The sequence below is a fragment of the Pseudaquabacterium terrae genome (assembly GCF_013266755.1).
GTDB lineage: Bacteria > Pseudomonadota > Gammaproteobacteria > Burkholderiales > Burkholderiaceae_C > Pseudaquabacterium > Pseudaquabacterium terrae.
On sequence record NZ_JABRWJ010000001.1, the window covers coordinates 314,650 to 328,821 of the forward strand.

At 72.0% G+C, this 14,172-nt stretch carries 13 protein-coding genes; 9 read left to right on the plus strand and 4 right to left on the minus strand.

Going from position 1 to position 14,172, the window contains the following annotated elements; genetic code table 11:
* Positions 1 to 4: 4 nt before the first annotated feature.
* From HLB44_RS01500 to HLB44_RS01535, 8 genes are all read left to right on the plus strand, one after another.
* A complete protein-coding gene (locus HLB44_RS01500) occupies positions 5 to 754 on the plus strand; it encodes an ABC transporter ATP-binding protein (RefSeq protein ID WP_173119883.1) in 750 nt (249 codons plus the stop codon).
* Positions 755 to 779: 25 nt separating this feature from the next.
* A complete protein-coding gene (locus HLB44_RS01505) occupies positions 780 to 2,579 on the plus strand; it encodes a feruloyl-CoA synthase (RefSeq protein WP_173119885.1) in 1,800 nt (599 codons plus the stop codon).
* A 207-nt stretch (positions 2,580 to 2,786) separates the two neighbouring features.
* The gene (locus HLB44_RS01510) at positions 2,787 to 3,191 is read left to right on the plus strand and encodes a hypothetical protein (RefSeq protein WP_173119887.1); all 405 of its coding nucleotides are present in this window, start codon (positions 2,787 to 2,789) and stop codon (positions 3,189 to 3,191) included.
* A gap of 74 nt (positions 3,192 to 3,265) precedes the next feature.
* Complete coding sequence (locus tag HLB44_RS01515; protein WP_217283500.1) at positions 3,266 to 4,747, plus strand: RNB domain-containing ribonuclease; 1,482 nt, start codon at positions 3,266 to 3,268, stop codon at positions 4,745 to 4,747.
* Between the two features lie 19 nt (positions 4,748 to 4,766).
* Positions 4,767 to 5,195: a VOC family protein gene (locus tag HLB44_RS01520; protein WP_173119889.1), complete on the plus strand. Its 429-nt coding sequence runs from the start codon at positions 4,767 to 4,769 to the stop codon at positions 5,193 to 5,195.
* Between the two features lie 24 nt (positions 5,196 to 5,219).
* Positions 5,220 to 6,014 (plus strand): helix-turn-helix transcriptional regulator, encoded by a 795-nt coding sequence (locus HLB44_RS01525; RefSeq protein WP_173119891.1) that lies wholly within the window; start codon positions 5,220 to 5,222, stop codon positions 6,012 to 6,014.
* 43 nt (positions 6,015 to 6,057) lie between these two features.
* The gene (locus HLB44_RS01530; protein WP_173119893.1) at positions 6,058 to 6,987 is read left to right on the plus strand and encodes a DMT family transporter; all 930 of its coding nucleotides are present in this window, start codon (positions 6,058 to 6,060) and stop codon (positions 6,985 to 6,987) included.
* A gap of 77 nt (positions 6,988 to 7,064) precedes the next feature.
* Positions 7,065 to 7,748, plus strand: coding sequence for a tetratricopeptide repeat protein (locus HLB44_RS01535; RefSeq protein ID WP_173119895.1), 684 nt, complete (start codon positions 7,065 to 7,067; stop codon positions 7,746 to 7,748).
* 10 nt (positions 7,749 to 7,758) lie between these two features.
* Here the strand turns inward: HLB44_RS01535 and HLB44_RS01540 are convergent, their stop codons facing one another.
* Positions 7,759 to 8,079 (minus strand): hypothetical protein, encoded by a 321-nt coding sequence (locus HLB44_RS01540; protein WP_173119897.1) that lies wholly within the window; start codon positions 8,077 to 8,079, stop codon positions 7,759 to 7,761.
* A gap of 32 nt (positions 8,080 to 8,111) precedes the next feature.
* Positions 8,112 to 8,957, minus strand: a complete 846-nt coding sequence (locus tag HLB44_RS01545; RefSeq protein ID WP_343051197.1) for a class I SAM-dependent methyltransferase — start codon at positions 8,955 to 8,957, stop codon at positions 8,112 to 8,114.
* 184 nt (positions 8,958 to 9,141) lie between these two features.
* Here HLB44_RS01545 and HLB44_RS01550 point away from each other — a divergent pair, with 184 nt between their 5' ends.
* Entirely contained in the window at positions 9,142 to 9,504 is a 363-nt protein-coding gene (locus HLB44_RS01550; protein ID WP_173119901.1) for a DUF1428 domain-containing protein, read from the plus strand.
* Positions 9,505 to 9,520: 16 nt separating this feature from the next.
* Here the strand turns inward: HLB44_RS01550 and HLB44_RS01555 are convergent, their stop codons facing one another.
* Positions 9,521 to 13,027: a CHAT domain-containing protein gene (locus tag HLB44_RS01555; protein ID WP_173119903.1), complete on the minus strand. Its 3,507-nt coding sequence runs from the start codon at positions 13,025 to 13,027 to the stop codon at positions 9,521 to 9,523.
* Positions 13,028 to 13,032: 5 nt separating this feature from the next.
* A complete protein-coding gene (locus tag HLB44_RS01560) occupies positions 13,033 to 14,124 on the minus strand; it encodes a ComEC/Rec2 family competence protein (RefSeq protein WP_173119904.1) in 1,092 nt (363 codons plus the stop codon).
* Between the last annotated feature and the right edge of the window lie 48 nt (positions 14,125 to 14,172).

Below are 14,172 nucleotides of genomic sequence, written 5' to 3' on the forward strand. Positions count from 1 at the left end.
CAGCATGACCGACTCGATCATCGACGCGCGCGGGCTGCATGCCTGGTACGGCTCCAGCCACGTGCTGCACGGCATCGATCTGCAGATCGGCCGCGGCGAGACGCTCGGCCTGCTCGGCCGCAACGGCATGGGCAAGAGCACCTTGATCCGCACGCTGCTCGGCCACGTGACGCAGCGCGAAGGGCGCATCACGCTGTTCGGGCATGACGCGTCGAATGCGAAGCCGCACGAGGTGGCGCGACAGGGCATCGCCTATGTGCCGGAAGGCCGCGGCATCTTCCCGAACCTGACGGTGCGCGAGAACCTGGTGATGGCCGCGCGAGCACCCGGCAAGGGCGGCGCACCGCGCGCTTTCACCAGCAGTGGCACGCACCCGGGCGACGCGTGGACGCTCGGTCGGGTGTTGACGACCTTCCCGCGCCTGCAGGAACGCCTGAACCACCTCGGCGGCCAGCTCTCCGGCGGCGAGCAGCAGATGCTGTCGATCGGCCGCGCGCTGATGACGCACCCGTCGCTGGTGATCCTCGACGAGGCGACCGAAGGCCTGGCGCCGCTGATCGTCGCCGAGATCTGGCGCGTGATCGGCGAGATCCGCGCCAGCGGGATCGCCACGCTGATCGTCGACCGCGACTACCGCAAGGTGCTGGCGCGCTGCGATCGTGCCTTGGTGCTGCAGAAGGGGCGTGTCATGCTGCAAGGCACGGCCGCCGAGGTCAACAATCATCCGGCCCTGGCCGGCTGCCTGGGCGTGTGAACCCCGGTTCGATCGCGAGGACACCATGGCCGACTTCTTCGACGACCCCGAACAACTCGCGCCGCCGCGCACGCTGTGCACCCGCCGCCCCGACGGCAGCCTGCTGCTGCGCTCGCCCGAGCCGCTGGGGCACTACGCGCGCTGCATCGGCGAGTGGCTCGAACGCTGGGCGCATGAAACGCCCGACGCGCTGGCACTGGCCGAGCGCGATGCATCAGGCGACTGGCGGCGCCTGAGCTATCGCGAGCTGCGCCGCGATGTCGGTGCGCTCGCGCAAGCGCTGCTCGACATGAAGCTGCCGCCGGGCCAGCCGGTGGTCGTGCTGTCGGACAACGCCGTCGACCATGCGTTGCTGATGCTCGCGGGGATGCACGTCGGCCGGCCGGTGTGCACGGTGTCGAGCGCGTATTCGCGCTTGACGAAAGACCACACGAAGCTGCGCGGCATCCTGCAGGCGCTGCAGCCGGGGCTGATCTACGCCGCCGACCAGGCGGTGTATGGCGCGGCGATCGCGGCCTGCGATGTGAATGCGCCGGTGGTCTACAGCCGGGGCGCCGAGAACGTGAATGGCGCGGTGGACTTCAATGCACTGCTGAAGACGGCCGAAACGCCGGCGGTGATGAAAGCCTTCGCAGCGATCCAGCCCGACGACCATGCGAAATACCTGCTGACCTCCGGCTCGACCGGACAGCCCAAGGTGGTCATCAACACCCATCGCATGCTGTGCGCCAACCAGCAAATGATCAGCCAGGTCTGGCGCTTCCTGCAGCACACCAAGCCCGTGCTGCTGGACTGGCTGCCGTGGAGCCACACCTTCGGCGCCAACCACAACTTCAACCTCGTGCTGTGCCACGGCGGCGCGCTGTACGTCGACGAAGGCCGGCCCGCGCCCGGGCTGATCGAAAAGACCGTGCGCAACCTGCGCGACGTGAAGCCGACGCTGCACTTCAACGTGCCGCGCGGCCTGGACATGCTGCTGCCGACCTTCGAGGCCGATCATGAGCTGGCGCGTGACGCGATGTCGCGCCTTCAGCTCATCTTCTACGCCGGCGCCGCGCTGCCGCCGGCGAGCTGGCAGCGGCTCGAAGCGATAGCGTCCAAAGTACGCGAGCAGCCGCTGTGGCTGACGACGTCGTGGGGCTCGACCGAAACGTCGCCGGCCGCCACCAGCGCGCATTGGAAACTCGAGGGCGCCGGCAACATCGGCGCGCCGCTGCCGGGCATCGACCTGAAGCTGGTACCGAACGGCGAAAAGCTCGAGATCCGCGTGCGCGGCGTATCCGTCTTCCCCGGCTACCGCAATGCCCCCGAGCTCACCGCCGCCGCCTTCGACGACGAGGGCTTCTACTGCATCGGCGATGCCGGCTATCTCGCCGATCCCGAGCGGCCCGAACGCGGCGTGATGTTCAACGGCCGCGTCGCCGAGGACTTCAAGCTCGGCAGCGGCACCTGGGTCTCGGTCGGCACCTTGCGGATCAAGCTGGTCTCCGCCTTCGCGCCGTATGCGCAGGACGTCGTGCTGACCGGGCACGGCGGCGACGAGCTCGGCGCCTTGATCTTCCCGAGCCCGGCCGCCGCTTCCGCCTCGCCCGAGACCGTCGCCGCTGCCCTCCGCATGGCGCTGCAGCGGCTGCGCGCGGAGGGCGGCGGTTCGTCGCAATGCCCGGCACGCGTGCTGCTGCTGACCGAGCCGCCGAGCGCCGATGCCGGCGAGATCACCGACAAGGGCTACGTCAACCAGCGTGCGGTGCTGGCGCGGCGCGCGGCCGATGTCGCTGCGCTGCATGCCAGCCCGGACGATGCGCGGGTGATTCGCGCCGACTGAACGCCGCGCGTCGCTCCCATTGCGCGCATCGCCCCCATTGCGGTCCGCGCGCCCGAGGACTATCGTTGCCGCCACATGGCGCGCTCCCATCGCTGGAACGCGCCATGCGGTGGCGCCCCCTGCGCCGCGGCAGCCCCCTCGGGACACGGTGCCCGGAGCGCAACGGTCGAGGTCAGGACAACCCGTCGGGTTGGAAAGGAGCATCGAATGCTGGGCGAACGCATAGGCGAAGACATCGGGAAGATCACGTCGCAGCGCGTGCTGCCGTCCGAAGGCGGCGCGCCGCGGATCGAGACCTCCTTCCAGGCCGCTGGCGCGATCTATGGCGTCAAGGCGACCGACCTCGGCACCTACGTGGCCTGCGTGCGGCCCGACGGCAGCCTCTACGGCGAAGGCCAGGGCCTGCTGATGGGCCAGGCCGGCGAAACCGCCACCTGGAAGGGCGGTGGCGTCGGTACGATGAAGAAGGACGGCGCGATCAGCTACCGCGGCGCGGTGTACTACCAGTCGGCCTCGCCGGCATGGCAGAAGCTGAACTCGATCGCCGGCGTCTTCGAGTTCGAGATCGACCCGCAGGGCAATACGAAGGGTCAGCTCTGGGAATGGAAGTGACTGAGCCCCGCGCGGCCGCCCGGAGGGGCTCGCTCCCGCTCGGCGGGACCGGCCGGAGGCCGTAGGGTGCCCCATTGACCCCCACGGACCTGCAGCGCATCGCAACCGAGGCGATGCAGGCCCGCGGCCTGCTGGAGCACTTCGCGCCGCAGGCGCTCGCCGAAGCCGAGAGCCTGCGCCGCAGCGGCCCGCGGCCGCAGCCTGGTGAGTTGCGCGATCTGTGCGGCCTGCCCTGGTTCTCGATCGACAACGACGACACGCGCGACCTCGATCAATTGAGCTGGGCCGAGCCGCTGCCCGATGGCGGCGCGCGGCTGCTGGTCGCCGTCGCCGATGTCGACGCCTTCGTCGCGCCGGGCGAGGCGATCGACAACCACGCCGCCGCCAACACCACCTCCGTCTACACCGCGGCCGGCGTCTTTCCGATGCTGCCGCTGGCGCTGTCGACCGACCTGAGCTCGCTGCACGAAGGCCAGGAACGCCTCGCGCTGGTGGTCGACATGAGCCTCGCCGCCGATGGCACGGTGGTCGGCAGCACGCTCTACCGCGCGACGGTGCTGAATCGCGCGAAGCTGACCTACGACGCCGTCGCCGCCTGGCTCGCCGAGCCGGCCAGCGCGCCGCCGGCACTCACCGACGCACTGCAGGGCGTGCCGGAGCTCGCCGCGCAACTGCGCCTGCACGACAGCATCGCCCAGCAGCTGCGCCAGTGGCGCGTGCGGCGCGGCGCCCTGAGCGTGCGCACCAGCCAGGCGCGGGCGGTGTTCGATGACGACGGCCGGCTGGTCGACCTGCGGCCCGACGAGAAGAACCGCGCGAAGGACTTGATCGCCGACCTGATGATCGCGGCCAACAGCGCGACCGCGCGCTTCCTCGCGCAGCAGGGCTTTCCGTCGCTGCGCCGCATGCTGTCGGCGCCGCGGCGCTGGGACCGCATCGTCGCGCTGGCGGCGTCGCACGGCAGCACGCTGCCTGCGTTGCCCGACGCGCTGGCACTCGACCGCTTCCTCGCCGCCCAGCGCGCCGCCGACCCCGCGGGCTTCGCCGACCTGTCGCTGGCGGTGGTGAAACTGCTCGGCTCGGGCGAATACGCGGCCGAGCAGGGCAATGGCGCCACCAACGGCACCACCCGCGGCCACTTCGGCCTGGCGGTCAACGACTACGCGCACTCCACCGCGCCGAACCGCCGCTTCCCGGACCTGATCACGCAACGCCTGTTGAAGGCGGCCCTCGCCGGCGAGACACCGCCGTACGACGCCGAGCAGCTGGCGCTGATCGCGCGCCACTGCACGCTGCAGGAAGACAACGCCAACCGCGTCGAGCGCCAGGTGCTGAAGGCTGCTGCCGCGCTGCTGCTGCACGAGCGCATCGGCGAGGTCTTCGACGCCATCGTCACCGGCGCGCCGAGCAAGGGCACTTTCGTGCGCATCGCTCGGCCGATGGTCGAAGGGCGCCTCGTGCGCGGCTTCGAGGGGCTGGATGTCGGCGATGCGCTGCGCGTGCGGCTGGTCGCCGTGTCGGCGGAGCAGGGGCACCTGGACTTCGAGCGCGCCTAGCGCACTAGACTCGGTGGTCATGAGCACCCCGACCATGCCCCCGTTCCACCTCGCCTTTCCGGTGCACGACATCGCCGCCGCGCGCCGCTTCTATGGTGACTTGCTCGGCTGCCCCGAAGGCCGCAGCGCACCCGAGTGGGTGGACTTCGATTTCTTCGGCCACCAGATCGTCGCCCACCTGGCGCCCGACGAATGCGGCCACCGCTCGACCAGCGCAGTCGACGGCCACCAGGTGCCGGTACGGCACTTCGGCGCCGTGCTGACGATCCCGCAATGGGAGGCGCTGGCCGCGAAGCTGCGCGCCGCCGGCACCGAGTTCGTCATCGAGCCCTACGTGCGCTTCAAGGGCGAGCCCGGCGAGCAGGCGACGATGTTCTTCCTCGATCCGTCGGGCAACGCGATCGAGATCAAGGCCTTCGCGAACCTCGACCAGTTGTTCGCGAAGTAGGCCGAGCACTTCAAAGGGCGAGCAATGCCCTACGACCGCCGCACCCTCTTCGCGACGCCGCTGCTGACCTGGCAGACGCTGCGGCTGCAGGAAGCGCTGCCGCATTGGAGCGCCGACTACCGGCCCGACAGCGCGCGCCTGCTGCTGCCGGTGTCGGATTGCTTCGAATGCGCGCTGACACCTGAAAGCAGCGGCCACGGCACGCGCTTCGTCTGCGACAGCGCCGCCGCGTTGTGGTTGACACCGGCGCGCAGCTACCGAATGCGCCAGCCGCGCGCCGGCCAGCGCAGCCACCTGCTGTGCCTGCACGGCGCCGATGCGGCGGCGGCCGGCCGGCGCAAGGTCAGCCTGTCGCAGCACCTGGCGCTGCGGCGCTGGCAGCAGGCGCTCTTCACGGGTCAGGCCGAGCCGCTGGCAGTCGAGGAAGCGCTGCTCGGCCTGCTGCAGCACCTGCTCGACGCGCCGGCCGACGACGGCACCGGCGTGCCACGCGCCGTCGAACGTGCGCGCGAGCTGCTGGCCAGCGATCCGGCGCGCGGCGACACGCTGGCCGAGATCGCGCGCGCGGTGCATGCCTCGCCCTTCCACCTGGCGCGCCAGTTCCGCCGCCACACCGGCGCCAGCCTGCACGGCTTTCGCACACGCCTGCGCATCACGCTGGCGCTGCAGCGCCTGGCGCAGGGCGAGCGCGACCTGACGCGCCTGGCGCTCGACCTCGGCTACGCGAGCCACAGCCACTTCAGCGCCGCGTTCCGGCGCACGGTTGGCGCGACGCCGAGCGCAATGCGCACGTTTTCGACAGCGCCGCCGCCCGGCTGAACCGCACACTCGTCGGGACCCCTGCCACCGCACCCGACGACCGATGACCGACTCCACCGACCGCCGCTTTCTCGCCGGCCTGCTGTTCGGCCTCGCTGCCGCGCTGATCGGCGGCAGCTGGCAGGTGGTGACGCGGCAGGCGGTGACCACGACGCTGCAGCCGGCCGAGCTGGTCTGGCTGCGCTACGGCATCCCGGCGCTGCTGCTGTTGCCGCTGACCTGGCGCAGCGGGCTGTTTCCGAAACCGCTGGCGCTGCACCACGCGTTCTTCATGCTCGCCGGCGCCGGGCTGCCTTTCGGGCTCGTCGCGATGAGCGGCACGCGGTTCGCGCCCGCCGCGCACATGGGGGTGTTGATGGCCGGCGCGTCGCCGCTCTTCGCCAGCCTGCTGGCCTGGGCGCTGTGGCGCGAGCGGCCGGGCGCCGCGCGCGCACTCGGCTTGCTGCTGATGGGCGCCGGCGTCGCGCTGTTGGGCGCGCGCTCGATGGCGGACTTCGGCAGCTCGCAGGTCTGGCGCGGCGATGCGCTGCTCCTGCTGGCGGCGCTGCTCTGGGCCGGCTACACGCTGGCCTTCCGCCGCTCGGGGCTGACGCCGTGGCAGGGCGCGGCACTGGTCAACACCTGGTCGGTGCTGCTGCTGTTGCCGGCGGCGCTGCTGTTCGATGCGGTGCCGCGCGCGCTGTTCGCGCTGCCCGCTGCCGAGCTCGCGTGGCATGCGCTGTCGCAAGGCGTGATTGCCGGTGTGCTCGGGCTGTGGACCTTCTCCGCGGCGATCGACCGCCTCGGCGCGGCACGCGCCGCCGCCTTCGGCGCGCTGGCGCCGGTGGTCTCCGCGCTCGGCGGCTGGTGGTGGCTGGGCGAGGCGCTGGGGCTCGTCGACGGCCTGGCGGTCGCCGCCGCGGTCGCTGGCGTCGCGCTCGCCAGCGGTGCGCTGGCACTGCGGCGGCGCGCGCTGGCCGACGCCGTCGCCTGAGCGCCCCCCGCGATCAGGGGTGCCGCCGGCCCACCCCGCCCATGGAAGAATCCCGCGCTCGACGCGAGGGAATGGGCATGAGGGACAAGGCGCTGGACGTGCAGCACCCGCCACGGCGCAGCGCGCCGTTCTGGCGCCGGCTGCCATTGATGTGGCGCCTGCGCAGACACCGGCCTGCGTCGGCAGCGCCGCTCGCGCCGGCGCCCGCACGTGCGGAGTTCGAGCAGCGGCTGCACGCGCTGCTCGACGACTGCCGCTACGGCGAGGCGATCGCCGCGCTGAACGAAACGCTGCGCGAAACGCCGCTCGATCCCGACTTCAACGACCAGCTGCATGCGCTGTACCAGGAGGTCGGCGACACGGTGTCGGTGCTCGCGCAGGGCCAGCAATGGCTGGCCGCGCGGGCCCTCGCCGGGCGCGGCAAGGAGGCCTTGGCCGCCTGGCGCACGCTGCAGAAGATCGATCCCGGGTTCATCGTGCAGGAAGGCCGCGCCGTGCTGCCGCTGGCCCAGGCCGCCGTGAAGCATGGTGACCAGGCATTGGCGGTGCAGCTGCTGCAGGGCTTCGACAAGCGCTTTCCCGAGCACGAGGACCTGCCGGGCGTGTTCTTCCTCGGCGCGCAACTGATGCACGACTACGGCCGCCGGCACGACCAGGCGGTCACGCTGCTGCGGCGCCTGCTGAAGCGCTACCCGGGCCACGCCGTGGCACGTGACGTGCGAACCTACCTCGGCCTGCTCGAACGCATGCAGGTGCGCTGAAGGCGGGGCTTCAGCGCCGGCGCCGTTCCTTCCACCAGCGCTCCAGGCGCCGCCAGGCGCTCTCGAGCGCGAGCATCATGCGGCCCACCGGCTTGCGCAGGAAGGGCACGTCCTGCGCGATCAGCAGCAGGCCGATCGGCAGCCATTCGAGGCCGATGATCGGCAGAAACCACAGGAAGCTGCCGAAGATCAGCAGCAGGCCGACGGGCCAGCGCACCCAGCGCGCCTTCGGATCGCGCAGCCAGTGGATCCAGCGCGCGACCCGGTCCGGGACCTCCTTCTCGAGCCCGTCGTAGGCCGCTTCGATTTCTGGCTTGCCGCTGCTGGACATGCACCACCGCGGCAAGCGATGTGCCCGTCGCGTCAAGGGGCCACGCGCATCTGCGCGACGCCGTACAGCGGCACGCCGAAACACCAGCGGAAGAACGGATCGAGCGTCGCGAACGGCCAGCCGTAGCCTTGCATCACGCGGTGCTCCGCCTGCAGCTGCAGCCGCGGATGCAGCGTGGCCAGCTCATCGCTGCGGCGTGGGCCCCAGCGGAACTGCGCCCCGGTGTGGCGCACGCTCGGGTGCCATTGCGCCTGGCCGACCGCCTGGGCACAGATGAAATCGAACAGCAGCAGCGAGCCCGGCGGCGCGTTGTCGCCGATCTCGCGCAGCACCGCGGCCACCTGCGCCGGCTCGAAGTACATCAGCACGCCCTCGCAGATCAGCAGCAGCGGCGTGCGCGCGTGCGGCCCAGGGAGGTCCAGGCGCTGCCACCAGCCGGGCTGCGACAGGTCGAAGCCGACGTTGCGGCGCCGCGGCTCGCTCGGCAGCAGCTGCTCGCGCAGCGCGGTGACCTCGGGCAGGTCGGCATCGATCCAGCGGTTGCGGCCGTTGTCCAGCCACTGGAAGTAGTGCGCGAGGCCGCAGGCCAGGCTGATGCCCAGCGCGCGTGGATGGTCGTGCAGGAAGGCTTCGGCCTGGCCGCGAAACACCTGCGTGCGGGCCAGCACGCCATACAGCGTCGGCTGGTCGTTGAGAAAGGGCTGGACCTCGGCGCCGAGTGCGTGCAGCAGCCGCGCGGCATGCCGGTCGCCCACCGCCACCTCGGGGAAGAGGGCATCGCCGCAGGCCCGCGCAGCCAGCGGAATCAGCAGCGTCGACGCGACAGCGCCCAACGCGGCGGGCAGGCGAGGGCAGTCCGGTTCGGGGGGGTGATGCACGCGCAGCGTCATCGGAAGCCGACTCTAGTCCACTGCGTCAGGGAAACGCCAGCCCCACAGGCGCCCCATGGCGCATCGGCCCGCGACGGCCATGGCTTTTCGGCGCTAGGGTCAGGCGCTCCGCTCGCGCTGCCGGCCGATTTCGGCAAAGATGCGCGCCTTCAGCCCAACCGAGGAGACCCGCATGGCCCGTTATGTCGATGGATTCGTGCTGCCGGTGCCGCAGGCGAACCTGGCCGAGTACCGCAAGATGGCGCGCAAGGCCGGCAAGATCTGGCGCGAGCACGGCGCGCTCGAATACGTCGAGTGCGTCGCCGACGACGTCAAGCCCGGCAAGTGGACCTCGTTCCCGCAGAGCGTCAAACTCAAGGAAGGCGAGGTCGTGATCTTCGCGTGGATCGTCTTCAAGTCGCGCCGCCAGCGCGACAGCGTCAACGCCAAGGTCATGAAGGACCCGCGCCTGGCGTCGATGATGGACCCGAAGAACATGCCCTTCGACGGCAAGCGCATGTTCTGGGGCGGCTTCAAGGGCATCGTCGAGCTCTGAGCCCCACGCCCGCGGCTCACACCCACTCGTAGCGCTCGAGCCGCCCGGCCTGGTTCAGCATCACGCGGCTGCCGAGCGCGCGGATGGTCTGCAGCAGCAGTGGCGGCTCGATGCCGGTCAGCGCGTTCAGCGTCGCCAGCGTGCACGGGCCCGAGCGCAGCGCGCGCTCGACGAGCCGCTGCCGCGCCAGCGCGACCGCGGCGTCGATGGTCAGGAACTGCTGCCCCGGCCGGCCGGCGGGGCGTGCCGCGGCTTCGAGCAGGCGGCGCACGCCCAGCGGCGTCAGCGTCGGCAGCAGCGACCAGGCCAGCACCGCGGCGGCCACCGCATGCAGCGCGGCGAAGCTGCTGCCGCGCAGCGGCGCCGTGGTGCTCGGCGCGGGGCGCCGCAGCGCGCCCGCCAGCGGCGTGTTGTCGAGCGCGTCGTCCATGAAAAGGTCCGGCTTGCCGAGCCGCGCCGACCAGCTGGCATAACGCCGCACCACGCCCTCGGCGCTGGCTGCGCCGACCTGCAGCACCGCGCTGTAGGCCCCGGGCACCGGCATCGTCGCCGCGCCCGCGCCCTCGTTGCCGCCGGCGCCGATCAGCAGGCTGCGGTGCGTCATGCCGCGCAGCAGGTGGGCCTGGTAGTCCTCGCGCTGGTAGGCCTGCAGCGCGTTGATGGCGATCTCCTGGCCGTAGTCGAGCAGCACGACGTCGGGCCGGCTGCGGAACAGCCGCTCGAGCCATTCGAGCACCTGCGATTCGCTGATGCTGCCGTCCGGGTCGAAGGGCATCGGCTCGTCGACGACCATCGCCAGCGCGCCTTCGGCCAGGCCATCGGAGACGACGCGGCCGGCCACGCCGTGGTTGATCGCCGTCTGCGTCAGCGCCGCGGCGGTCTCGCTCGGGCCGATCAGGTGCGGGCCGGCGACGGCGATGCGCAGCGGCCGCTCGCCGCGGCGCCAGCGCTGCGCCGGCCGCGCATTGACGAATGCGGCAGAAGCCGGCGGGGCGATCTGCTGCACCTCGCGCTCCAGGTCGAGCGTGCCGCCGCGCTGGCGGATCACGCGGCGTTCCAGCTCCTCCCACAGCTCGGCGCGCGCGCCCAGGCGCATCCACTGCCGCGATAGGAACTCCTCGCCATAGCGCAGCAACCCGGGCAGGCTGCGGCGGATCCAGCGCCAGCTGTCGCTCCAGGTCATCGGCGCCAGCCGCAGCTCGAACAGCTCGTCGGCATCGAGCTCGAGGAAACCGCGCAGCGAATGCGGCGCCACCAGCGCGACGCGGATCAGCCCGCGCCGATCGACCAGCAGCTGCAGCGCGGCGACCGAGGCGCGCCGCATCGTTTCCAGGTGGTTGATCAGCTGCAGGATCGTCGGGATGTCGTCGCAGCCGGCGAGCTGGTGCGCCAGCCGCTCGAAGCGCTGCTCGAAGCTCGGCGGCGCGCTCACCGCGCCGCTGCGGCGCGCCATGCTGGCCATCGCGTCGTCGGGCGCCGAGACGTCGAGCAGCACCTGGCCGAGCGCTTCGGCCAGCTGTTCGCGCCAGCGCGGCGGCAGGCCGGCCAGCGCTTCAGCCAGCTGCGCCAGCCCGTCGCCGAGCCCGTGCAGCGGGTCGCGGCGCTCGATGGGCGGCCGCAGGCCATCGCCGCCGCTGCGGCGATCGACGCCGGGCTGGCCGGCCTGCTCGGCGTCCTCCAGCAGCAGCTGCACATTCGCCAGCAGCACCTCCAGGTCCTGCTCGATGCGCGGTTCGTCGGCGCTCTCGCGGCGCTGCGCGATCAGCTCACGCAGCCACAGCCCGACGGCGGCGCGCAGCAGGCCGCGCTGCAGCACGTCGATCTGCCCCACCTCGTCGAGCGCGATGACGCAGCGCCGCCGCGCCAGGTCGCCGACCAGGCGCTCCCACCAGTCGAGCGCGCTCCACTGCGGCTGGCGCACCGGCCGATCGCCGGCGCGCGCCAGCAGCTCCTCGACGATGCCGCACATGCGCAGCACCAGGCCGTCGGCCGGCTGCGCGAGCAGCGCCTGCGGGTCGGGGCCCTGCGGCGTCTCGGCGGCGGCACAGGCCTCGTCGAGCACCGGCGCGATGGTGCGCGCATGCACGAACAGCACGATGCCGACGTCCGGCCCCAGCTCCTCGAGCGCGCGCTCGACCAGCGTCGACTTTCCCGTACCCGTGGCCCCGGTGATCGCCACCACGCGCTGCCGCGCCGCGCCGCCGAGGATCTCGACCACCTGGCGCAGCGCCAGGTCACGCGCGAGGAAGCGGCCGCCCGAGGTGCGCAGGCCGAGCTTCAGCTCGATGCGGCGCACTTCTTCGACCGGCTGCGGCAGCGCGCCGCGCGGCAGCAGCGGGCCGGGGTCCTCGCCGCCGACGAAGAGCACCGGCACCGACCAGTCGAGCAGCAAGGAGCCGTGGCGCGGATCGCCATGCACCGCCCCGCGTGCGATGCGCAGCGCATCGACCACCGAGTACCCCGAGGCCAGCCCCTGGTACAGGTAGCGCGTGAAGACGCGCTCGGTCGTCAGCGGCAGCACCGCCTGCATGCCGATGACGATCGGGCAGGCGCCTTGCACGCAGCGGTCGGCCAGGCTCAGCAGGTCGCGCCAGCCGACGGCGGCATCCTTGGCGAAGGCCAGCGGGTCGTCGCGGGCGCGCGCCGTCTCGCAGCCGGCGAAGATCGCCAGCCGCAGGTCCGGGCACAGCCGCAGCAGCTCGATCAGCCGCGCGCTCTCCACCTCCAGCGCGTGGCCGCCGTCGTCCTCCAGGATCAGCTGGTCGGGCAGCGCATGGCCGACGTAGTGGAAGACGTGATAGCCGCGCGGCCGCGACGCGATGCGCCGGCGCAGGCGGTCGACCGTCGGCCGGTCCTCGACGTCGACCTCCAGCAGCCCGGCGCGCTGCAGCGGCGCCAGCTCGGCGAGCAGGCTGCGCTTGACCTCGAAGACATCGAACTCATGACGCCCTTCCTGATCGGCCGCGAAACGCGGGCTCGACAGCACCAGCAGCAGGTGCAGCGGCGGGCGCACCGTGCGTGGCCGCGACGAATAGCTGCGCCCGCGCGCCTGGCGCACGATCTGCACGTCCGGCGCCAGCGCCAGGAAACGCGGCGCCAGCGGCTGCGGCGGGGCGATCGGGTCGGGCAGCAGCTCCCAGGGCAGCGCGGCGAGGTGCGGCGACGCCAGCACGCGGAACAGGATCTTGCGCCGCCGATCGGCTGCGATGCCGCGCGTGGCCTGGAACAGCTGCACGACCATCTGATCGCCGAAGACCAGCGTCTTCAGGTGCGCGGCGAGCTCGGGGTTCGGCTCGGGCTCGGCGAAGGCGATCGCGTCGGCATAGTCCCAGACCAGGTCGAGCAGCTCGTCGAGCGAAGGCAGTGCGGCATCGCGGCGCGGGATGCCGTGCACGAAGCCGGCGCTCGATTGCGCCGACAGCCAGGGCAGGCCTTCGGGGCCGAGGCTGATCGTGACGTCGAAGGGCTCGAATTCGCTGCCGCCGGCGTCGTCGTCGGGCAGGGTCGATGACGCGGGCAACATGGTGTTCATCCCAGCTGCAGCGTCAGCCCGGCCGCGTCTTTTGGCGGGAAGACCACCTTCCAGCCGCCGGCCGCCGCGCCGTCGCGCAGCCGCTCGGTCGTCTCGCACTGGTAGTTGCAGTGAAAGCTCGGCACCTTGCGCGCCGGCATGCTGGCCGTCACCAGCGCGGCGGTCTGCACATCCGGATGGCCGAACACCGCGCCGTTGGTCGACACCAGCCAGCGCTCGCAGTCGACCAGCGCCAGCCACTCGGCGCTGACGTTGCCCATGCTGCCGTGGTGCGGCAGCTTCACCGCGTCGAGCTTCACCCGGGGCACGCCGCGCTCCAGGCACAGCCGCGCCAGGTTGGTCGCCAGCGTGCGCGCATGCGCATCGGCGCCGAAGAGCACGCGCTGGCCGTCGGCCTCGAACAGGAAGGCGATGCTCGAGCCGTTGGCGGGCGCCCGGTCGTCGCCGAAGGCGCGTGCGGAGAACACCGCGGGCCCGGTCGGCGGCCGGTACTCGCGGCGTTCGAGCAGGCGGCGGTGCGCCTCCTCGGCATCGCCGGGCGTGAAATCGCGGATCGCCGCGCTCCAGCGTGCGCGCAGCCGCTTCAGGTCCGACGGGTTCGGCCCCAGCAAGGTCAACCGCGCGCCGCCGGCGAGCTCCACCACCGGCAGCGCCGGCGCGGCCTCGGTCGGCGGCGGCACGACGACCGCGCGCTGGCCGAAGCGCTTGTTCAGCGTCTTCGCCAGCGCCGCATCGAGCCCGATCAGCGCGCCGAGGAACTCACCCTGCAGCGGCGCGAAGACATCGCGCTCGTTCGCCGGCAGATGGGCCCAGGTGTTGAACCAGACTTCGTTGATCGCCAGGCCCAGGCGGGCACGGTCCTGCAGCAGGATCAGCGCGCCGTCGATGTGGTCGGCGTCGATGTGGCTGACGACGAAGAGCTCGAGCTTGCGTTGCGCCGGCTTCAGCTTCTCGAGCTTCGCCTGCAGGCCGGCATAGGTGTGCGCCGGGCCACCGTCGATCAACACCCGGCGCCGGCCACGCGCCGGACCGTATTCGATCCAGATCGCGTCGCCGTGGGCGGCGGGCAGCAGCGTCAGGCTGAGCATGTCTCGTCCAAAAGGACAGGGCGCCACTGCAACGCAGATCGCGCGCCG